Raw genomic sequence first — 19,223 nt, 5'->3', positions numbered from 1 at the left:
GCGTCGTCGACCGTGCCCTGCACACCGGGCAGAACCGGCCTCCTCCGCCCCCGGCTGGCCGCCGTTCTCGAAAAGAAAAATCGCGCTCCGGACCACGATGTGGGTCTCGAATGATTCTGCCGTGGCGAACTGCTGCCAGAGCGCCGGCTGTCGATCGCTACCGTCAGACATCCGCCGGTAAGTTCCATCTCAGAAAGGGTCCGGGAAACGTAGCGCTGAAGAGTATCGTTCTCAACGGCAACTGGGTGTGGTACTGGCACCGCAGTCGAGTAGTTGTGATTGACTGAACCAGGGCGAGGCGCCCTCGCGCCTCGCCCTGAGTCGTTCTGAATTTCATGAGGAGTATCTGTATGCGGGTCCGTCTGCTCAGCGCCCTCGTCGTCTCCCTGCTGGCCACCAGTGCCTGTGGCGATTCAGGGACCTCGAGCGCTTCGCGGCCGTCGGTGCCGTCTCTTGGGCACGCGGAGCTGGTCGTGAAGGCCGCGGCTGCGATAACGAACCCCGGACGTCGGCTAGACCTACGGAACTGGCACCAGGAGTCGCGCGGGAACAGTCACCGGATGGGGCCGACAGGTGAGTTATGGTCGGGTTACCGGGGGCCGGTGCGTCTCTCCCCAAGTTCCTATGTCGTCACCTTGGATGCGGCAGGGGGAGTCGTCGAGGTGCCGAGCCCGTCACAGGATTCGATTTCCCGTGCGCTTCTCGGGCTTGGGACGGGAGCCGGCTTCGGCACGGGGGCGAAGGGCGACGGCAGCGCCTGGGTGGTGAAGAGCCTTCCGGCGGGCTTGACGGTAGAAGCGATCATCGAGTTCAAGAAGCCCATGACGGAGAAGGCACTTGGTGTGGAGAACGGGCCTCCGGAGCGCGTGCTTCTGTCGCGATCCCGGAAATCCGGATCGCCGCTCTATTGGGACGGCGATGAGGGATGCGCGCCAGGCTCTCGATGCGTGGAATGGTCATCGGTCGAGCAGTTCAAGAGCTGGGTCGCGCGACTCGGTGGTGCCGATGAAGCAATCCTGCGCAAGTTTGGTTTGAATCTGGGAGAATTAAGAAAGGCGGCCGTGGATGGGCTGATTTATGGAGTCATCACGGAATCGTCGCCGACGCGTGTGCGTGAGATGATCCGTGACAAGAATGTGCTGGGAGTATGGGTCACGGGGATGTGGCCCTGTCCCAAGAAGGAACCCTGCCCCTAGAGGCCTGCAGGAGCCCTGTTGCGTTTTTGGCGAAGTGATCGCACTCGTCGGGGGGAGGAGACCAACCGGCGCCATGGCTGGATGATCTGTTGATCGGCCAGCTTGCCGGCGCGCGGAATCCGCTCTGGTGGCTGTCAGTAGCGCCCTTTGGATGGATCAGCCATTCGGGAGGACTCAGACTATGCGCGCGATCGGCCTGATCGGTCTGGCGATATGCGTGACGCTGGCCGGGGTCGCCGTGTGGCTCGTTTCGACGTCCGAGAGGCGGGCGCAGCGGATGCTGGCGGTTCTCGGGAATGCGACGCAGGTCGCCCACCCGGAGTATCGAATGCGCTTACAACCTCCGAATGGACTGTTCTCCCTCCACTCTCCCTCTGTCCTTCGAGCGGCAGTCTTCCGGTGACTCGAACGGCCGGCAGGACGTGATGGAGAACGTGCTCGGCGACCTCACCTCCGTTCCCTCGTTCCCCGACACGGATATGACCAGGTATCTGTGGGGCTTCGCCGGCGGCAAGGGGGTGGATCCTGCCATGAGGAAAGCGGCGGAACGAGAGATCGGAGGGCTCGGGAAAGCGGTGCGGGCGACGGCTCTTGTGGAACTGGCGAGGCCGGTCGCCGAGCCGGAGCTCGTCAAGGAGATGAAGCCGTATGGCTTCGGTCCGCAGGACATGGACAAGTACTTCTTCATGTCGCCGCTGATTCCAACCATGGCGAAGCCGGTCTTCTGGTCGGCTCTCGGCGGTTGCGCCGAACGTGGATTGGACGATTGCGACGAGAGCTCCGCGACGAAGCAGTTCCAGCAGTGGGTCGGCTCGCTGGCCGATGACGACCTGCACAATCTGCGCAGGCTCGGTCTTGATCTGAAGGTTCTCCGCGACGCCGCCGCGGACGGCCATGTGTACGGATTCGTCGTCAACTGGATGACGGGGGAAGACCTCTTGAGCCTGCTGAGGAAGCCTGACGTCCGCAACGTCTACATCGTCGAGGCGGTGCCCGACCCCGATCGCGTACCGCACTGAGTGGAAGGCGCCGATGAAAGGGCGAACACACAGGAAGCGGCCACTGATTCTTCCTGTCGCCATAATCGCGATGCTCGTGGCCGGGATCGGCGGGTGCTCCGCGCGCGCGGGTGACGGGCAGGCGGTCGCTGTGTGGAGGAATCTCCTGGCGGTGACGAATCCCGATTACCGCGTGGTCCAATTCGGCGGAGCCGGCGACGACTACCGTGAGGGCTGGACCACAGTCGAAGCCCGGCGGCCGTCGCCCTCCACGGGCTCGGAATACGGGGGGTGGAGCACTCGGCTCGACGACGCCGAGGGCGCGGCGGACGTCTCGAGGAACCTGAGCGGGTGGAGCCTGACGGGCGCACTTGTGAAGCTCACCGCGGACCCGCTGCAGGACGAGGACGAGAGACGGCAGGTGAAGCGTGTGCTGCGGTCGCTCGGCCCGTCCGTGAAGGTCGAGGTGGTCGTCGGGTTGCGCGAGCCGCTGCCCGAGCCCGAGGTGAGGAAGATCACCGTCAGGACGCCGGATGTGCTGCTGTTCTCCACCGGGCCGAACGGAAAACCCCTCTCCTGGGACGGCTCCACGTACTGCGACTCCCGGGGCTTCGACGCCTGGTGCTCGTCGCGAGTGCAACCGTCGTACACCCGGGAGTTTGAGACCTGGATCTCTCTGCTCGGGCCGGGTGACGAGAAGGCGCTGACCGCCTTCGGACTGAATCTGGACGAGCTGAAAACTGTGCCCGCTCGTGGCGTCCACGGCTTCGTCCTCAGCGGGTGGCCCGCGGACCTGCTGACTCTTGTCGATGACCCCACAGTCATGTCGCTTCGTGTGGCCGACATCGCCGTGGACGTGTGAGAAGGCGCGCTGGGGTGGCGCGCAGGGCGATCTCCGGACTGATCCTGCCCGAAAACGGGCAGGAAACTTGTTAGTCGGCATCAGTGCTGCGTTAGGGTCCTGCTCTGTGTCCACGGCACGGCATCCCTTCGAGGATCTGATCGGCCACCTCACCCGGACCACCTCACTGGGGCCGGGTGAGGCGGCCCGCGTGGTGGCCGACGTTCTGACGTACTTCGGCGAGCCCGCGGAAGAGTACGTGCGGCGCCGCCACGGCGAACTCAAGTCGAGGGGGCTGACCAACGACCAGATCTTTCCCAGAATCTCCGCCGAGCTCGCGGGAAGACGTGTCGCGGCACCGGAGCTGACCTTGCGCCAGCTCCGGCGGATCGTTTACGGATAGGAGCGGTTATGTGCGGAATCGTCGCTTATGTCGGGCCGAAGGATGCGGCGCCCATCCTGCTCGAAGGTCTCCAGCGACTGGAGTACCGGGGCTACGACTCGGCCGGCCTCGCCGTCGTGAACGCCAAGAGCCTCAAGACGCGCAAGGTCAAGGGCCGGGTCGCCGACCTGGCGGCGGCGGTACCCGCGAAGTTCAAGGGCACGATCGGCATCGGCCACACCCGCTGGGCCACGCACGGCGCGCCCAGTGACGTGAACGCGCACCCGCACCTCGACCAGGAGCAGCGGATCGCCGTCGTGCACAACGGCATCATCGAGAACGCCGACGAGCTGCGCCGCCGCCTGGAGGGCGAGGGCGTGAAGTTCGAGAGCGAGACCGACAGCGAGGTGCTCTCGCACCTCATAGGGCGCCTGGTCAAGGACACCGACTCGCTGCGGGAGGCCGTCCTGCGGGCGCTCAAGAGCGTGGTCGGCACGTACGGCATCGCCGTCATCGACGCGCAGCGCCCCGGCGAGATCGTGGTGGCCCGCAACGGCAGCCCGATCGTGCTCGGCCTCGGCGAGAAGGAGATGTTCGCCGCCTCCGACGTCGCCGCGCTCATCCGCTACACGCGCCAGGTCGTCCACCTGGAGGACGGCGAGCTCGCGGTCATCAATGCCGACGGTTTCAACACGTTCACCAGCGACGCCAGGGAGACGGCCAAGGAGCCGTTCACCGTCGATTGGGACGCCGGTCACTACGACAACGGCGGCTACGAGCACTACCTGCTCAAGGAGATCTCCGAGCAGCCCGACACCGTCGCCCGCACGCTGCGCGGCCGTATCGACGACCGGTTCCACATCGCCCATCTCGGCGGCCTCAACATGGACGCCCGCGAGACCCGCTCCTTCCGCCGCGTGAAGATCATCGGCTGCGGGTCCGCGTACTACTCCGGCCAGATGGGCGCGCAGCTCATCGAGGAACTGGCCCGCATCCCCGCCGACGCCGAGCCCGCGTCGGAGTTCCGCTACCGGAGCCCCGTCGTCGAGCCCGACACGCTGTACGTCGCGATCAGCCAGTCGGGTGAGACCTACGACACGCTCGCCGCCGTGCAGGAGCTCAAGCGCAAGGGCGGCCGGGTGCTCGGCATCGTCAACACCGTCGGCAGCGCCATCGCCCGGGAGACCGACGGCGGCATCTACCTGCATGCCGGTCCCGAGGTCTCGGTGGCCTCCACCAAGGCGTTCACCTCCACGGCCGTGGCGTTCGCGCTGCTCGCCCTGCACCTCGGCCGCGTACGCGACCTGTCGCCTGCCGACGGCCGCAGGATCTGCGAGGGCCTGCGCCGGCTGCCCGAGCAGATCAAGGAGATCCTCACGCTGGAGGACCGGATCAGGGAGCTGGCGAAGAAGTACGCCGACTCGCCGGGCATGATGTTCGTCGGCCGGGTGCGCGGCTACCCGGTGGCCCGCGAGGGCGCCCAGAAGCTCAAGGAGATCTCCTACGTCCACGCCGAGGCGTACCCGGCGAGCGAGCTCAAGCACGGCCCGCTCGCGCTGATCAGCCCCGAGCTGCCGACGGTCGCGATCGTCCCCGACGACGAGCTGCTGGACAAGAACCTCACCACGCTGGGCGAGATCCGGGCCCGGCACGGGCGCATCCTCATGGTCGGCCACCGCACCTCCGAGGCGGCCGACGACTGCATCGTGGTGCCCAAGAACGAGGTCGAGCTCGACCCCATCCTGCTCACGATCCCGCTGCAGCTGTTCGCCTACCACGCCGCCGTCGCCCTCGAGCGCGACGTCGACCGCCCGCGCAACCTCGCCAAGAGCGTGACCGTCGAGTAGGACCCCGTTCGTCCCGTACGGCCCGCGCCCGCCCGGCGCGGGCCGTACGGGCATGTCCGGGTGCCCCTCGCATCAATCACCGCAGCCGTAACGTCCGTTATGTGGTGACATGGTGTAGTTACTCATAGTCTGTGCGTGTAAGGGACTCTTCGGGTAGGAGGGTGCCGACATGCGACGCCGTACGGTCCTCGCCCTGGGAGTCCTGGCCCTCGCGGGCGCGTGCGGCGTCCAGGCGCCGCCGCACCGGAGGGAGCTCTCCCTGGCCGTCCCGGGCCCGCCCGGAGGATGCGGGGACGGCGTCGCCGCCGGGATCAAGGCGCTCGTCGAGGGGCGCGGCTGGGCCCGCGCCGTACGGATCAGGCGGGAGGCCGGCGACGGCGGGACGGCTCTCGCCCGGCCGGGCGGGCCGCGGACCGACCTGGTGATCGCCGATCCCGCGCTGCTCGCCGCCTGCGCGCTGGGCCGCGACCCGCTCCTGGTGACCAGGGCGGTCCCGCTCGCGCGGCTGGCGGGGGAGTGGGAGGTGCTGGTCGCCTCACCCGACTCGGGTTATCGCACGTTCGAGCAGTTCGCCGCCGCGCTGCTGCGCGACCCCCGAGGGCTCAGGGTCGCGGGCGGCGCCGACCGTGGCCCGGAGCACCTGCTGCTCGGCATGACCGCACAGGGCCTGGGAGCCGACCCCCGCCTGCTCGACTACGTCGCGTTCGACAGCAGGGCGCAGGCCGTCGCCGCGGTCCTCGACGGGCGGCTCGCGCTCGGATTCGGCAGCAGGCGCGAGGTCGCCCCCCACGTGCGCACCGGACGCCTGCGGCCGCTCGCCGTCTCCTCCGCCGAGCGGCTGCCCGGGGTGGACGCACCGACGCTGTCGGAGTCGGGCGTGCGGATCGTGTACGCCGACTGGACGGGGCTGATCGCCCCGCGCGGCACGCCCGAGCGGGACGCCCTGCTCGACCTGTGCCGGGCCGTCGCCGACACTCCGGGATGGCGGAGCCTGTGCGACCGCAACGACTGGACGCTGATGTGGCTCGACGGTGACGACTTCCGCCAATGGCTCGTCGGCGAGGCGCGCCGTACGGCCCTGCTCCTCAATGATCTCGGACTCCGTTGAATTCATCCGTTTTCGGCGTACCCGTAAAGGGCAAAGGGAACGCCATGACGACGACAGGGGGCGCCGTCACAGCGGCAGCGTGGAACTGGGTGACCTTGGCGATCGCCGTGGCCGCCGCGATCGTCGCGGTGGAGCTGGTCCGGCGGGTGCTGAAATCGCGCCTGATAGGGGAGCGGTGGCCGCTCGCCGGGCCGTTCGTGCGCCGGTGCACCTGGCCGGGCTTCGCCTCGGCCGTGGTGGGCACCGTCAAGGCGGCCTACGACCCCGACATGCCCGGGTCGGACTCCCACGGCTTCCAGCGGGTGCTCGCGCTGCTGCTGATCGCCTGCGTGACCTGGCTGATGATCCAGGCGGCGTACGCGGTGACCGACGTCGTCCTCGACCGGCTCACCCGGGTCGAGGGAGAGCGCAACCGCCGGGCCCGGCGCATCCGCACCCAGATCGCACTGGTGCGCCGGGTGTCGGCGGCGGTCGTCGTGGTGCTCGCGCTGGGGGCGATGCTGTTCACCTTCCCGCAGGTGCGGGCGCTGGGCGCGGGGCTGCTCGCCTCCGCGGGCATCGCCGGCGTGGTCGGCGGCATCGCGGCCCAGTCCACGCTCGGCAACATGCTGGCCGGGCTGCAGCTCGCCTTCAGCGACGCGTTGCGGCTCGACGACGTGGTCGTGGTGGAGAACGAGTGGGGCCGCATCGAGGAGCTGACCCTCACGTACGTGGTGCTGCGGCTGTGGGACGAGCGGCGGCTCATCCTGCCGGTGTCCTACTTCACCACAAACCCGTTCGAGAACTGGACGCGTCACGAGAGCCGCATCCTCGGCAGCGTGTACCTGCGGGTGGACTGGTCGATCCCGGTCGAGGAGGTGCGCACCGAGCTCTACCGGGCGCTGCGGGAGAACCCGCTGTGGGACCAGAAGGACTGGACCCTGCAGGTCACCGACATCACCCCCGAGGGGCTGGTCGAGCTGCGCGCCCTGATGAGCGCGGCCGACTCGGCGAGCGCCTTCGACCTGCGCTGCGACATCCGCGAGCACCTGGTCGGGTTCATCCGCGAGAAGTACCCCGAGAGCCTCCCGCGCCTGCGCGTCGACGCCCCCGCGCGCTGATCGTCTCATCCGCCCTCTCGAACCGGGCCGTGAGCGACGGGGTCAGGGGGCGTTGGACGGCCGCAGGAGCCTGCTCCCACCCGCGATGAGCGCGGTGGCGAGGATCCAGCCCGCGGCGATCAGGCCGTTCGCCAGCCACTGGGTCCATCCGGCCGGCTCCCAGGCGCCCCGCTGCTCGAACACGCTCACCGGCACGAGCAGGTCGAGGGTGTAGACGAAGGCGTTGAAGTGGCGCGACTCGTCCAGCCCGATCTGGTGGGGCGGCCACTGCGTGAAGACCGCCGTGCCCGTCGCGAGGAGCAGCGCGGCCCACAGGCCGGCGAGCCAGGGCCGGTAGCCGTACCCGACGAGCAGGTCGAGCAGCCGGCCCCACAGCCGCCCGGGCAGCCGCAGCGTCCGCCGCCGCGCCCGCTGCCTGGCCAGCAGCACCCGGCGCGCGTCCGGCTCGTGCCCGATGCGCCGGCAGTAGGCGGCCAGCTGCTCGTACGGCTGGGGCCGGTAGCCTCCGGGATCGCGCCGCAGCCAGGAGAGGCGGTCCGCCAGGGTCGCGGGCCCGCGCAGCGACTCGTACGTCAGCCCGTTGAGCCGCACGTCGCCCGGGTAGCTCTCCGGACGGTCGAACAGCACGCCGAAGCGGGAGTAGCCGAGGTTGACCTCGCCCTCGATCGACTCGGGCAGCAGGATGAGCTCGTCCGCCTGCATGTGGCTCAGGTGCAGCACCCGGCCCCGCGCCCGCAGCACCGCGCCGTGGAACGACAGGACCCCGCCGATGCGCGCGCCGCGCAGCCGTACGGTCCCGTGGGCGGTGAAACCCGCGCCGAGTTCGGCCGCGGCGGCCTGCAGGTGGTCGGCGTGCAGGGCGGGGGTGGCGTCCGCGGTGACGACGGCGCCCTGGAGGTAGAGCCCGCTGGAGAAGCGGGCGCCGATCAGCCGCAGGCCGCCGGTGGCCCGCATGTCGCGTAAGAAGGCGCTGCCGTCGACGACGAGCCCGCCGGCCCACAGCGCGACCGACTCCCAGGTCCGCGGCTCCTCCGATCCCTCGGGTCCGTTCCACCGGGTCGGCTCCAGGGGCGGCTCCAGGGACGACGCCCCGGGCGGCATGCCCTGGTTCTGCGCCCCGCCGGGGGTGCCCACCCGCGTGCCGGAGAGCCGGAGCTGCCCGGTCACGTGGGCGTTGTCCAGGCGCACCCCCGCGTGGACGACCGATCCGTCGAGGTCGAGGAGGCCGTCGACCCTGGCCCGGCTGGCCCGGAAACGGAAGATGTCGCAGCGCCGCAGCCGTACGCCCCTGGTCCTGGCGTCGTTGAGCGAGACCGTTCCGGCGATGTGGCAGTCGAGCAGGTGAACCTTCGCCTCGATCGTGGCGTCGGACAGGTTGAGGTCGCCGACGATCCGGGCTCCGGCGAGCCGGACGCCCGGCACCCGGGCCGATCCGCCGGTGCCCCGGTCGAGCACCAGGGTGGAGATCACCTCCGCCCGGACGACTCGGGAGCGGCCCCACAGGCCTCTTGAACCCCATGCGCCGCCGGAGGAGGAGTCCGTCTCCCGGCCATGGCGCAAGTCGACCCAGGCGCCGGTGGGGTAGGCGTCCCAGAGCCGTCGCTCGGCGGGGGTGAGCCGGCGGAAAGGGGGCCGCGATCTTCCCATGTGCCGACGATATCGCCGATCTTCGAATGGGCCGCCGCCGCACCGGCGAGGTGACTCGCCGCGTACGGCACGAGAGCGACCACCGCGACGGAGAGCTGTTCCCCGAAGGACGACGGTGTGAGCGGGTCCCGCATGGGCTGGAGGAGACCGCGGGCCTCCCTGGACAATGACGTGGTCTTCGTCGCGGGGACGACCGGGCCGTTGAACGCGATCACCGATGTCGAAGGCGTTCTGGTGGGTCACACCACGGCACGACGGCGCCGACATCCATACCGGGGTCACCGCCGTCGTCCCCCGCCAGCTGACCACCGGGCGGCGAGGGCTGCCGGCGGCCGTCCACTCCGGCAACGGGTACGGCAAGCTGGTCGGCTCGACCCAGGTCGACGAACTCGGCGTCCTGGAGTCACCCGTCGTCCTGACCGCCACGTTGTCGGTGTTCCGAGCCGCCGACGCGCTGCTCACCGAATCCTCGCCGGGCGCCAGGTGCCGGGTGTCAGGAGCCGCAGTCGCAGCAGCAGCCGTCCCCGCAGCACCCGTCGCCCGAGCAGCAGTCGGAGCACGACGAGCAGCAGTCGCAACAGTCGCAGCAGCCCGAGCAGTCGCAGCCGTCGCAGAAGCAGCGCTCGGTCCACGGCGAGTCCCGGTGTTCGCTCCACGGCGGGCGGTAGAGCCCGCAGGTCAGGAAGACCGCCACCCCGGCCACCACCGCCAGCCCGAGCCCAGGAGGCCCGGCCGGCGGCTCCCCGAGGGGCCCCGGCGGATCCTCGGGTGGCGCGGGGGAGGTTCCCTCGGTTCGCGCACGGTCGGCTTGCGCACGGTGCGACGCGCAGGCGGCGCCGTGGGCGCGCGGCCCGAACGCCCGGTCGACGGCGCGGCGGGTCTCGCCGCACAGCAGCGCCTCGACCAGGTGCCGCTCTTCCAGGTCGAGATCGCGTACGGCCAGGCGCAGCCCGTGCAGCGCCTCCTCGCACACCCGCCGGGCCTCGGCGGGGGAGGTGCCGGTCGCGTCCAGCGGGTTGTACGCCCCGCGGGCCCGGTCCTCGGCGAGGTCCTCGACGGCGTCGATCAGGTGGGCGAGCCGGCCGAAGAAACGACCGGCCTCGCGCAGGCCCTCGGCGTTGCCCGGCCGGCCCGCGAGCACGGCGGTGTGTGCGAAGGCCGCGGCCACGGCGGTCTCGGTGGGCTCGGTGATCTCGAGCAGGCCACGCCCCGGGGACGCCTCCAGCAGCGCCTGGCGGGCGGAGACCTCGGTCAGGACGGCCGTGTCGAAGCCGATCGACTCCGCGCCGCGCCGGGCGGCCGAGGCCCAGGCGGCGGCGGTGGCGCGCATCGGGACGCCGGCCACGCGCCGGGCCGCGATCCCGTCGCCGTCGGACGCGTGGTCGCGAATCTTGCCCGAGGCGAGGGCCAGCGAGACCACGGCGGCCAGGCGGGCGCCCCGGTCGTCCGACCGCACCACCTCCGCCGACCGGAAGCCGCGCAGCGCGCAGGGCCCCGCGGTCCGCCGGTTCGGCGCGGCCCCCGCCCGTGACTGAGCCTCTGATCGGGCCGCTGACTGGGCCTCGGTCAGGACGGACAGGATGAGGCCGTCGTAGTTGGTCGCCATGCGGGCCAGATGCCCGTGCCGGTCCCGCAACGTCAGGCAGAGCCCGCACAGGTGTGCGCGCCAGGCCTCGTGGACGGACGGGCAGGAGTGGCGGGCACACGGCCGGAGGATCCCGAACACCCAGAGACTCCTTGGGGGGTCATGCGTACGGGATCGTCCCGTTGCGCGGCGATTATGCCATCACCGCCGGGACCCCTGCCGGAGCAACCGGGCGGGCGACCTGGAGAATCGAGGGATGGAAGTTACCGACGGGTTCGAACTGGCCCTCGACGAGCACGTCGCCACCCTCACCCTCAACCGCCCCGCCAAGCGCAACGCCGTGACCGCCGCCATGTGGCGGGCGCTGCCGGGCATCCTCGCGGACCTCGCCGCCGATCCGAAGGTACGTGTCCTCATCCTTACCGGAGCCGGGGGAACTTTCTGCTCCGGTGCTGATATTTCGGAAATTCATGAGCTTGGCGATAACGACGATGACACCGGTCTTACCGTTGTCGCGGAGCACGCACTCGTGACCTTTCCCAAACCCGTGGTCGCGATGATCGAGGGATACTGCGTCGGCGGCGGATGCCAGCTCGCGCTCGCCTGCGATCTGCGCATCGCGGCGGCCGGGGCCCGCTTCGGCGTCACCCCGGCCAAGCTCGGGATCGTCTACCCGCTCAGCTCCACGCGGCGGCTTGCGGAGATCGCCGGGCCCGCCGCCGCGAAGCTTCTGCTCTTCTCCGCCGAGCTCATCACCGCAGATCACGCCTTGCGTACCGGTCTCGTCGACGAGGTCTGCCCGCCGGAGGACCTGCGCGATCGCGTGTACGGCCTGGCGGCCACGATGGCCGGCAGGTCACGGCTCACGCTGGCGGCGGCCAAGCAGATCATCGACGGCAGGGCCGGGGAGGCCGAGGTGCGCGCCTGGCAGCGCGAGGCCAGGGAGAGCGGCGAAATGGCCGAAGGTGTCCGGGCATATCGGGAGGGGCGTTCCCCTGGATTCTCTTGGGATGCAAAATAGGCATAAACGGGACTCGCAGTGGTAATGACCCTGTGAGGTGTGAGATGTCGCAGAATCCATTCGCCAGGTTCGCCCGCTGGCTGGGACTTGATAGGAATCCGCTTCGGCGCCGGTGCGACCGGGTCGAAGCGGTGGTACGGCTTGCCGCGGTGCTGGGAGTCGTGGCCGCGATCGTGTTCGGCGTGATGCTCGGCATGCGCGAGTACGGCAACGGCCTGAGGACCGAGGCCCAGCATGCGCGCACCCGGCATCAGGTCGTCGCCACGCTGACGGGCGACGTGACGACGCCCCGGCTGTCGGTGGCCGGAGCGGCGGTCGGGCACGCCCAAGCCGCCTGGGTGGCCCCCGACGGCACGGCGAGGGCCGGTGTCATCGAGGTCTCGCCCAGCAGACATGTGGGCGAGACCGTGCGCATATGGACCGACGACAAAGGCGTGATCACGCCCCGGCCGCAGGACCGGGAGACCACGGTGGTCGCCGCGCTGACCGTCGGCACGGGCGTCCCGCTGGCCGCCGCCGCGATGCTCGCGCTGCTGGTGACCTGCACGCGCCTGGTCAACCAGCGCCGGGCCCGCCGGGTGTGGGAGGCCCAGTGGACGGTGGTCGAGCCCATGTGGCGGATCAACGGCCGCTGAGCCGCTCGCCGCTCACGGACGGGCGGGCTCAGCGGTCGACGATCTCGTTCTTCCCGATCACGACCACACCGCTGCGGGTCACCGCGAAACGCTGGCGGTCGTACTCCGGGTCGAAGCCGATCCGGGCGCCGTCGGGGATGACGACGTTCTTGTCGATGATGGCCTTGCGGACGATCGCGCCCCTGCCGATCTTGACCGAGCCCATCAGCACCGAGTCCTCGACGTGCGAGTGGGAGTGCAGCACCACGCCGGGGGACAGGATCGAGCGCAGCGCGGTGCCGCCCGACACGATGACCCCGGGCGACACGAGCGACTCCAGCGCGTGTCCCACCCGGTCGCCCTCGTTGTGCACGAACTTGGCCGGCGGCAGCGGATCGTTGCCGGTGTAGATCGGCCAGCGGTCGTTGTAGAGATTGAAGACCGGCTGCACCGAGATGAGGTCCATGTTGGCCTCGTAGTAGGCGTCGAGCGTCCCCACGTCGCGCCAGTAGCCGCGGTCGCGCTCGGTGGAGCCGGGCACCACGTTGTTCGCGAAGTCGTACACCTCGGCGCCGCCGCTCTTGACGAACATCGGGATGATGTTGCCGCCGAGGTCGTGCTTGCTGCTGGGGTCGAGGGCGTCCTCGCGCAGGGCCTCGATGAGGGCCTGGGTCTTGAAGACGTAGTTGCCCATCGAGGCGAAGATCTGGTCGGGCGCGTCGGGCAACCCCACCGCGTCCTTCGGCTTCTCTCTGAACGCCACGATCCGGCGGCCCGAGGGGTCCGCCTCGATGACCCCGAACTGGTCGGCCAGTTCGAGGGGCTGGCGGATCGCGGCCACGGTCACGTCCGCGCCCGAGTCGATGTGCTGGTCGACCATCTGGCGGGGATCCATCCGGTAGATGTGGTCCGCGCCGAAGACGATCACGTGATCGGGCATCTCGTCGTAGATCAGGTTGAGGTTCTGGAACAGCGCGTCGGCCGATCCGGCGAACCAGCGCGGCCCGAGCCGCTGCTGCGCGGGCACCGGGGTGACATAGTTACCGAGCATCGACGACAGCCGCCACGTCCGGGAGATGTGCCGGTCCAGGCTGTGGTTCTTGTACTGCGTCAGTACCACGATCTGCCAGTAATGCGCGTTCGCCAGATTCGACAGAACGAAGTCGATGAGCCGGTAGATGCCGCCGAAGGGCACGGCGGGCTTGGCCCGGTCCGCGGTCAGCGGCATCAGCCGCTTGCCCTCTCCACCCGCAAGCACGATCGCCAGGACCTTCATAGGCAGGACCTTAACCCGCGAAATGGCTAACAAACACCAGGGACACCGGCAAACAGTGCGGATCAGGGACTCTAAGCTCACACGTATGCGTGTCGATCTGCTGAGCCGTGAGTATCCGCCCGAGGTGTACGGCGGCGCCGGAGTCCATGTCGAGTACCTCGCGCGGGAGCTTCGCGGGCTGGCCGACGTGCGGGTTCGCTGCTTCGGCGCCCCGCGCGAGGAGCCCGGCGTGCGGGCCTACCCGGTCCCCGGGGGGCTGTCCGGCGCGAACGCCGCCCTGCAGGTGCTCGGCGTCGACGTCGAGATGGCGGCCGGCTGCGAGGGCGCGGACGTCGTGCACAGCCACACCTGGTACGCGAACTTCGCCGGCCACGTCGCGAAGATGCTGTACGGCGTGCCCCACGTGATGACCACGCACAGCCTGGAGCCGCTGCGCCCGTGGAAGGCCGAGCAGCTCGGCGGCGGCTACACGCTCTCGTCGTGGGCGGAGCGGACCGCGCTCCACGCGGCCGACGCGATCATCGCGGTGTCCGAGGGCATGCGGCGCGACGTGCTCACGGCCTACCCGGAGGTCTCCGCCGAGCGCGTACGGGTGATCCACAACGGCATCGACACCGAGGAGTACGCGCCCTCCCGGGGCACCGAGGCCCTGGTCAAGCACGGCATCGACCCGGCCGTGCCGTACGTCGTCTTCGTGGGGCGGATCACCAGGCAGAAGGGCCTGGTGCACCTGCTCCACGCGGCCCGGTCGTTCGACCCGGGTGCGCAGCTCGTGCTGTGCGCGGGCGCGCCCGACACGCCGGAGATCGCCGAGGAGGTCACGGCGCTCGTGCGCGAGCTGTCGGCCTCCCGCAAGGGCGTGGTGTGGATCTCCGAGATGCTGCCCAGGCCCGAGGTGATCCAGATCCTCACGCACGCCACCGTGTTCGTGTGCCCCTCGGTGTACGAGCCGATGGGCATCGTGAACCTGGAGGCGATGGCGTGCGAGACCGCCGTCGTGGCGACCGCGACCGGTGGCATCCCCGAGGTCGTCGCCGACGGCGAGACGGGCCTGCTCGTCCCGATCGACCAGGGCCGGGACGGCGAGCCGCACGACCCGGAGGCGTTCGCCGCGGCGCTGGCCGAGCGGGTGAACACGGTGCTCGGCGACCCGCGCCTCGCCGCCGCGATGGGCGAGGCCGGGCGCGTGCGCGCGATCGACCACTTCTCCTGGCGCCGGATCGCCGAGCGCACCCACGAGCTCTACGCGTCGCTCACCGGCCAGGGATGATCATGGTGACGCCCGCGTGCGCGCCCGGCCGGGTCAGCGCGTCCGGCGCGTCGTCCAGGCCGATGGTGCGGGTGACCAGCAGGTCGGGGCGGAGCACGCCCGCCGCGATCAGCTCCAGCATCGGGGGATAGGCGTGGGCGGCCATCCCGTGGCTGCCCACGATCTCCAGCTCGTGCGCGATCACCCGGCCCATCGGCAGGGCCGTCTCCCCGGGAAGCAGGCCCACCTGCACGTGGCGGCCCCGCCTGCGCAGGCCGCCGATCGACGCGGCGCAGGTGGCGGCGCCGCCCAGCGCGTCGAGGGAGACGTCGGCGCCGCCCCCGGCCGCCGCCCTGACCCGCGCGGCCGCCTCCTCGGGCGAGTCGCCCTCGCCGAGCAGGACGCACTCGGCCGCGCCGAACCGCCGGGCCAGGTCGAGCGCGGCGGGGGACACGTCCACCGCGACGACCCGGGCCCCCACGGCGGCGCCGATCATCACGGCCGACAGCCCGACCCCTCCGCAGCCGTGCACGGCGAGCCACTGGCCCGCCCGCACCCGCCCCTGCCCGACGACGGCGCGGAACGCGGTGGCGAAGCGGCAGCCGAGGCTCGCCGCCGTGGCGAACGCCATGCCGTCCGGCAGCCGCACGAGGTTCACGTCGGCGTGGTCGATCGCCACCAGTTCGGCGAACGACCCCCAGTGGGTGAAGCCGGGCTGCGTCTGGCGCTCGCACACCTGCTGGTTGCCGGCCACACACTCGCGGCAGCTCCCGCAGGCGCAGATGAACGGCACCATCACCCGGTCGCCAGGCCGCCAGCGGCTCACCCCCGGGCCGGCCGAGTCCACCACGCCCGCCAGCTCGTGCCCCGGCACGTGGGGCAGCGCGGTGATGTCCGCGTCGTGGCCCATCCACCCGTGCCAGTCGCTGCGGCACATCCCGGTCGCCTCGACCCTGATCACGACGCCGTCCGGCGGCGCCACCGGGTCCGCCACCTCGCGCACCTCGGCCCGCCCGCCGAACTCCTCGTACACCACCGCGCGCATGTCACGCTCCTTTCCCAGGCCGTACGCTAATCGGGTGATTGCGATCGACCGGGTACGGATGGCCTTCACCGACCGGCACGGCGGCGTGAGCGCCGGGCCGTACGGCACGCGCAACCTCGGCGGGGCGGTGGGGGACGACCCGGCGGCGGTCGCCGAGAACCGGGCGAAGACGGCCGCGGAGTTCGGGCTCGACCGGGTGGTCTTCATGCGCCAGGTCCACGGGACCGACGTCGCCTACGCGGAGGGGCCGTTCGGGGACGACCCGCCCGCGCTGGACGGGGTGTTCACCGACCGTCCCGGGCTCGGCCTGGCGGTCCTGGTCGCCGACTGTGCGCCCGTGCTGGTGGCCGACCCGGTGGCCGGCCTGGTCGGCGGCGCCCACTCGGGGCGGCCGGGCACGGAGGCGGGCGTGGTCCCCGCCCTCGTCGAGGCGATGGCGGCGCGGGGCGCACGGCCGGAGCGGATGGTGGCCGTGATCGGGCCGTCGGCCTGCGGGCTGTGCTACGAGGTGCCGGAAGACCTGCGCGAGCGCGTCGCCGCCCGCGTGCCCGAGACCTGGTCGCGGACCCGGCAGGGCACGCCCGCGCTCGACATCCGGGCCGGGATCGCGGCCCAGCTCAGCCGGGCCGGCGTGGCCGACGTGCGGCACGACGACCGCTGCACGATCGAGACGGCCGATCTCTACTCCTACCGTCGTGAGCAGCGCACCGGGCGCTTCGCCGGCTACGTCTGGCTCGCCGGCGGCTGAGACCGCTCCGCCGATGGCGGCCGGAGGCGTATCAGGCCCGTGCCCGCGGCTCCAGCCCGGCGTACGCCTTGCGGAGCAGCGTGTGCAGGGTCGCCCGCTCGTCCTCGTCCAGCGCGGCCAGCAGGTCGTCGCGCACCTCGCCGGCCTCGCGCAGGGCCGCCTCCAGCGTGGCCCGGCCCGCGGGGCTGACGGCGACCCGATATCGCCGCCGATCCTCGGGGTCGCGCTCGCGCTCCACGAGGCCGAGCGGCACGAGCGTGTCCATCACCGCCACGAGGTCGCTGGGGTCGATGCCCAGCCGGGCGCCGAGCTCGCGCTGGGACGCCGGGCCGAAGTCGCGCAGCGCGGCCAGCACGGCCATGTCCCACAGGCCGATGCCGTGCCCGCGCAGCCGGTCGCCCATGCGGCGCCGCCCGGCGATGCCCACCTTCGAGAGCAGGAACGCGGTGATCCCGAGCAGGGACGGGGGGAGTTGCGGCACGTCGCTCACGTGAGCAGGATAGGGCACAACCAATAGTTGGTTCCTACCAAGGGATTTCCATGGACGCTCTCTATCCCCGCGTGCTCGCCTCCCGGTTCGCCGAGTGCTTCCGCTTCTACGACGGCCTGCTCACCGCGGTGGCGGGCGCGCACCTCGTCAAGGGCGCCGAGACGGGGCCGTACGCCAACTGGGACCGGGACACGGAGGCGGTGCTGGCCCTTCTCGACCGCGAGATGCTCGCCAAGGTCACCGGCGTGGACCTCGACGGCGGAGGCGACGGGACGATGCTGGTCCTGACCGTGGACGACGTCGACCGGGCCGCGGCCGTGGCGGCCGCCCACGGAGGCCGGGTCGTGGCGCCGCCGGGCGCCCGGCCCGAATGGGGGCCGACCTGCCGCACCGCCCACCTGCGCGACCCTGACGGCAACCTGCTGGAGCTCCAGTCCTACTGAGCGCCGCCGCGCCGTCCGCGCAGCGCGGCCAGGAGGCCGAGGGTCCGCGTCCGCTCGCGCGCGTCTCCGAAGGGGCTCACCACGAGTTCGGTCGCGCCCGCCTCGGCATAGGCCCGCACGGCGCGCTCGACCGCCGACTCGTCCCCGGCCACGACCGTCTCCTCCACCCCCGACCTGCCCTGGCGGTCCAGGATCGCCCGGTAGCTGGGCAGGTCGCCGACGGGTCCGAGGGACTGCGCGACCCGCCGCCGTACGCCCTCGGGGTCCGCGGTCACGCTCACGATCACACCGGCGACGACGCGTGGGCGCGGCCGTCCGGCGGCCGCGGCGGCGCGGGTGACCGCCGGCGTCACATGGTCGGCGATCGTCTCCGGGCCGGTCCAGACGGTCACCGCGCCGTCGGCGAGTTCGCCGGCCATCCGCAGCATGACCGGCCCGAGGGCGGCCAGCAGGACCGGCGGCGGCTCGGCGCCGGGCACCTCGACCCGCCCCGCCGCGGTCAGCGTCTCCCCGCGGTAGTCGACCTGCTCGCCGCGCAGCAGCGGCACCAGCGCGGAAAGGTATTCGCGGACGTGCCGGGCCGGTCGGTCGTACGACAGCCCGAAGTGCGTCTCGATGAGCGGCCCGTGGCTCGGCCCGATGCCGAGCGTGAAGCGGTTGCCGCTGGCCGCCTGGGTGGTGAGCGCCTGCCCGGCGAGCGCGAGCGGATGTCTCGGGTAGGTCTGGGTCACCGCCGTGCCGACGGCGATCCCGGGCACCTCGCGGGCGGCGAGCGCCGCGAGCTGGACGGCGTCCCACGACAGGACCTGGTTGAAGTAGGCGCTGTCGAGGCCGGCCTCGGCCGCCTCGCGCACCTGCCCGATCAGCTCGTCCAGGCTCAGGCCGTTCCCTCCGGCGAGCACTCCGAGGTTCATCGCGCCTCCAATATGAAGCGGAAATTCCGGTTCCGATTGTGCACTCTACAATAAGCTGAATCTCGGATTCCGGTTGGGGGAGACTTGTGCGAGCCGACGCCCGGCGCAACCGCGCGCTCATCGTGGACGCGGCCGTCGACCTGTTCACGGCCCGGGGCCCGGAGGCCTCGATGGAGGAGATCGCGCAGGCGGCCGGGCTCGGCGTGGGCACGCTCTACCGCCACTTCCCGGACCGGCGGGCGTTGCTGGAAGAGATCGCGGCCGGCGCGCTGCGGACCCTGCTCGAGGCCGCGCGGGAGCACGCCGCCCGCCCGGTGAGCCGGTGGGACGCGCTGGTGGCGTGCGTCCGGTGCGGCGCCGACCTGCCACTGGCCCTGACCAAGTCGCTGTCGGACGGCGCCGAGGCCCATCCGGAGCTGGGCCCGCTCGTACGCGACCTCGACGCCATGCTCGAAGACCTGGCCGCGGGAGCCCAGCGGGAGGGCGCCGTCCGCGACGACATCACACCGCGCGAGGTCGTCGGGCTGCTCAGCGTCGCCGTGTGCCGCCCCGGCGCCCGGCCCGACGACGCGCTGACCACCGTCATCCTCGACGGACTCGCCACACGGGTGGCCTCGCGCGTGGCCCGGACCTGACGTCCGGCACGACCTGCGGCGGGGGCCGCGCCGGGCTTGCGGGCGGGGATGCGGGGCGAGTGGGGCGCCGCCCGCGCCGGTGAC

General features: G+C 71.4%; 19 protein-coding genes and 1 pseudogene. 14 read left to right on the top strand and 6 right to left on the bottom strand.

Going from position 1 to position 19,223, the window contains the following annotated elements; translation table 11 throughout:
* Positions 1 to 350 precede the first annotated feature (350 nt).
* The 7 genes from IL992_RS10340 to IL992_RS10310 all read left to right on the top strand — a co-directional run bounded on the left by IL992_RS10340 (position 351) and on the right by IL992_RS10310 (position 7,472).
* Positions 351 to 1,196: a hypothetical protein gene (locus IL992_RS10340; RefSeq protein WP_193203120.1), complete on the top strand. Its 846-nt coding sequence runs from the start codon at positions 351 to 353 to the stop codon at positions 1,194 to 1,196.
* Positions 1,197 to 1,621: 425 nt separating this feature from the next.
* On the top strand, positions 1,622 to 2,215 hold the full coding sequence (locus tag IL992_RS10335; protein ID WP_193203119.1) for a hypothetical protein: 594 nt from the start codon (positions 1,622 to 1,624) through the stop codon (positions 2,213 to 2,215).
* 151 nt (positions 2,216 to 2,366) lie between these two features.
* Positions 2,367 to 3,056: a hypothetical protein gene (locus IL992_RS10330; RefSeq protein ID WP_193203118.1), complete on the top strand. Its 690-nt coding sequence runs from the start codon at positions 2,367 to 2,369 to the stop codon at positions 3,054 to 3,056.
* Between the two features lie 106 nt (positions 3,057 to 3,162).
* On the top strand, positions 3,163 to 3,438 hold the full coding sequence (locus tag IL992_RS10325; RefSeq protein WP_079319166.1) for a hypothetical protein: 276 nt from the start codon (positions 3,163 to 3,165) through the stop codon (positions 3,436 to 3,438).
* A gap of 8 nt (positions 3,439 to 3,446) precedes the next feature.
* On the top strand, positions 3,447 to 5,264 hold the full coding sequence (gene glmS / locus IL992_RS10320) for a glutamine--fructose-6-phosphate transaminase (isomerizing) (RefSeq protein WP_193203117.1): 1,818 nt from the start codon (positions 3,447 to 3,449) through the stop codon (positions 5,262 to 5,264).
* Positions 5,265 to 5,433: 169 nt separating this feature from the next.
* Positions 5,434 to 6,372, top strand: coding sequence for a tripartite tricarboxylate transporter substrate-binding protein (locus IL992_RS10315; RefSeq protein WP_193203116.1), 939 nt, complete (start codon positions 5,434 to 5,436; stop codon positions 6,370 to 6,372).
* 44 nt (positions 6,373 to 6,416) lie between these two features.
* On the top strand, positions 6,417 to 7,472 hold the full coding sequence (locus IL992_RS10310; protein ID WP_193203115.1) for a mechanosensitive ion channel family protein: 1,056 nt from the start codon (positions 6,417 to 6,419) through the stop codon (positions 7,470 to 7,472).
* A 42-nt stretch (positions 7,473 to 7,514) separates the two neighbouring features.
* On the opposite strand, the gene IL992_RS10305 is transcribed toward IL992_RS10310, so the two are convergent.
* Complete coding sequence (locus tag IL992_RS10305; RefSeq protein WP_193203114.1) at positions 7,515 to 9,119, bottom strand: hypothetical protein; 1,605 nt, start codon at positions 9,117 to 9,119, stop codon at positions 7,515 to 7,517.
* A gap of 217 nt (positions 9,120 to 9,336) precedes the next feature.
* Between IL992_RS10305 and IL992_RS10300 the strand changes: the two are divergent.
* Positions 9,337 to 9,537, top strand: a pseudogene (locus tag IL992_RS10300) (P1 family peptidase); the annotation flags it as partial.
* A 75-nt stretch (positions 9,538 to 9,612) separates the two neighbouring features.
* Here IL992_RS10300 and IL992_RS10295 read toward each other — a convergent pair.
* Positions 9,613 to 10,845, bottom strand: coding sequence for a DUF5685 family protein (locus IL992_RS10295; protein WP_193203113.1), 1,233 nt, complete (start codon positions 10,843 to 10,845; stop codon positions 9,613 to 9,615).
* A 115-nt stretch (positions 10,846 to 10,960) separates the two neighbouring features.
* Here IL992_RS10295 and IL992_RS10290 point away from each other — a divergent pair, with 115 nt between their 5' ends.
* Positions 10,961 to 11,725 (top strand): enoyl-CoA hydratase/isomerase family protein, encoded by a 765-nt coding sequence (locus tag IL992_RS10290; protein WP_193203112.1) that lies wholly within the window; start codon positions 10,961 to 10,963, stop codon positions 11,723 to 11,725.
* A 44-nt stretch (positions 11,726 to 11,769) separates the two neighbouring features.
* Entirely contained in the window at positions 11,770 to 12,360 is a 591-nt protein-coding gene (locus tag IL992_RS10285; RefSeq protein WP_193203111.1) for an Rv1733c family protein, read from the top strand.
* Between the two features lie 28 nt (positions 12,361 to 12,388).
* Here the strand turns inward: IL992_RS10285 and glgC are convergent, their stop codons facing one another.
* Positions 12,389 to 13,696, bottom strand: a complete 1,308-nt coding sequence (gene glgC / locus IL992_RS10280) for a glucose-1-phosphate adenylyltransferase (protein ID WP_319018459.1) — start codon at positions 13,694 to 13,696, stop codon at positions 12,389 to 12,391.
* Positions 13,697 to 13,700: 4 nt separating this feature from the next.
* On the opposite strand from glgC, the gene glgA reads away from it, so the two are divergent.
* Positions 13,701 to 14,885 carry a glycogen synthase gene (gene glgA, locus IL992_RS10275; RefSeq protein ID WP_193203109.1) on the top strand — a complete coding sequence of 395 codons (1,185 nt, stop codon included), beginning with the start codon at positions 13,701 to 13,703 and terminating at the stop codon, positions 14,883 to 14,885.
* Here glgA and IL992_RS10270 read toward each other — a convergent pair.
* Entirely contained in the window at positions 14,869 to 15,909 is a 1,041-nt protein-coding gene (locus IL992_RS10270; RefSeq protein WP_193203108.1) for a zinc-dependent alcohol dehydrogenase family protein, read from the bottom strand. The two genes, glgA and IL992_RS10270, sit on opposite strands and share 17 nt — an antisense overlap.
* Before the next feature lie 58 nt (positions 15,910 to 15,967).
* Between IL992_RS10270 and pgeF the strand changes: the two genes are divergently transcribed.
* Entirely contained in the window at positions 15,968 to 16,657 is a 690-nt protein-coding gene (pgeF, locus tag IL992_RS10265; protein WP_193203410.1) for a peptidoglycan editing factor PgeF, read from the top strand.
* Positions 16,658 to 16,688: 31 nt separating this feature from the next.
* On the opposite strand, the gene IL992_RS10260 is transcribed toward pgeF, so the two are convergent.
* Positions 16,689 to 17,147, bottom strand: coding sequence for a MarR family winged helix-turn-helix transcriptional regulator (locus tag IL992_RS10260; protein WP_319018458.1), 459 nt, complete (start codon positions 17,145 to 17,147; stop codon positions 16,689 to 16,691).
* Between the two features lie 50 nt (positions 17,148 to 17,197).
* Between IL992_RS10260 and IL992_RS10255 the strand changes: the two genes are divergently transcribed.
* The gene (locus IL992_RS10255; RefSeq protein WP_193203107.1) at positions 17,198 to 17,590 is read left to right on the top strand and encodes a VOC family protein; all 393 of its coding nucleotides are present in this window, start codon (positions 17,198 to 17,200) and stop codon (positions 17,588 to 17,590) included.
* Here the strand turns inward: IL992_RS10255 and IL992_RS10250 are convergent.
* Positions 17,584 to 18,504, bottom strand: coding sequence for a TIGR03564 family F420-dependent LLM class oxidoreductase (locus IL992_RS10250; RefSeq protein WP_193203106.1), 921 nt, complete (start codon positions 18,502 to 18,504; stop codon positions 17,584 to 17,586). The two genes, IL992_RS10255 and IL992_RS10250, sit on opposite strands and share 7 nt — an antisense overlap.
* Positions 18,505 to 18,590: 86 nt before the next feature.
* On the opposite strand from IL992_RS10250, the gene IL992_RS10245 reads away from it, so the two are divergent.
* Complete coding sequence (locus tag IL992_RS10245; RefSeq protein WP_193203105.1) at positions 18,591 to 19,139, top strand: TetR/AcrR family transcriptional regulator; 549 nt, start codon at positions 18,591 to 18,593, stop codon at positions 19,137 to 19,139.
* Positions 19,140 to 19,223 lie beyond the last annotated feature (84 nt).

The sequence above is a fragment of the Microbispora sitophila genome, from assembly GCF_014892245.1.
GTDB classification, from domain to species: domain Bacteria; phylum Actinomycetota; class Actinomycetes; order Streptosporangiales; family Streptosporangiaceae; genus Microbispora; species Microbispora siamensis.
This window is presented reverse-complemented; position numbering and strand designations above follow the sequence as displayed.

Excerpts from the sequence above, each read along its gene's own strand:
- IL992_RS10340 (WP_193203120.1), top strand. The coding sequence starts at position 351 with ATGCGGGTCCGTCTGCTCAGCGCCCTCGTCGTCTCCCTGCTGGCCACC.
- IL992_RS10335 (WP_193203119.1), top strand. The coding sequence starts at position 1,622 with ATGGAGAACGTGCTCGGCGACCTCACCTCCGTTCCCTCGTTCCCCGAC.
- glmS (WP_193203117.1), top strand. The coding sequence starts at position 3,447 with ATGTGCGGAATCGTCGCTTATGTCGGGCCGAAGGATGCGGCGCCCATC.
- IL992_RS10315 (WP_193203116.1), top strand. The coding sequence starts at position 5,434 with ATGCGACGCCGTACGGTCCTCGCCCTGGGAGTCCTGGCCCTCGCGGGC.
- IL992_RS10310 (WP_193203115.1), top strand. The coding sequence starts at position 6,417 with ATGACGACGACAGGGGGCGCCGTCACAGCGGCAGCGTGGAACTGGGTG.
- IL992_RS10305 (WP_193203114.1), bottom strand. The coding sequence starts at position 9,119 with ATGGGAAGATCGCGGCCCCCTTTCCGCCGGCTCACCCCCGCCGAGCGA.
- IL992_RS10290 (WP_193203112.1), top strand. The coding sequence starts at position 10,961 with ATGGAAGTTACCGACGGGTTCGAACTGGCCCTCGACGAGCACGTCGCC.
- IL992_RS10285 (WP_193203111.1), top strand. The coding sequence starts at position 11,770 with ATGTCGCAGAATCCATTCGCCAGGTTCGCCCGCTGGCTGGGACTTGAT.
- glgA (WP_193203109.1), top strand. The coding sequence starts at position 13,701 with ATGCGTGTCGATCTGCTGAGCCGTGAGTATCCGCCCGAGGTGTACGGC.
- IL992_RS10270 (WP_193203108.1), bottom strand. The coding sequence starts at position 15,909 with ATGCGCGCGGTGGTGTACGAGGAGTTCGGCGGGCGGGCCGAGGTGCGC.
- pgeF (WP_193203410.1), top strand. The coding sequence starts at position 15,968 with ATGGCCTTCACCGACCGGCACGGCGGCGTGAGCGCCGGGCCGTACGGC.
- IL992_RS10255 (WP_193203107.1), top strand. The coding sequence starts at position 17,198 with ATGGACGCTCTCTATCCCCGCGTGCTCGCCTCCCGGTTCGCCGAGTGC.
- IL992_RS10250 (WP_193203106.1), bottom strand. The coding sequence starts at position 18,504 with ATGAACCTCGGAGTGCTCGCCGGAGGGAACGGCCTGAGCCTGGACGAG.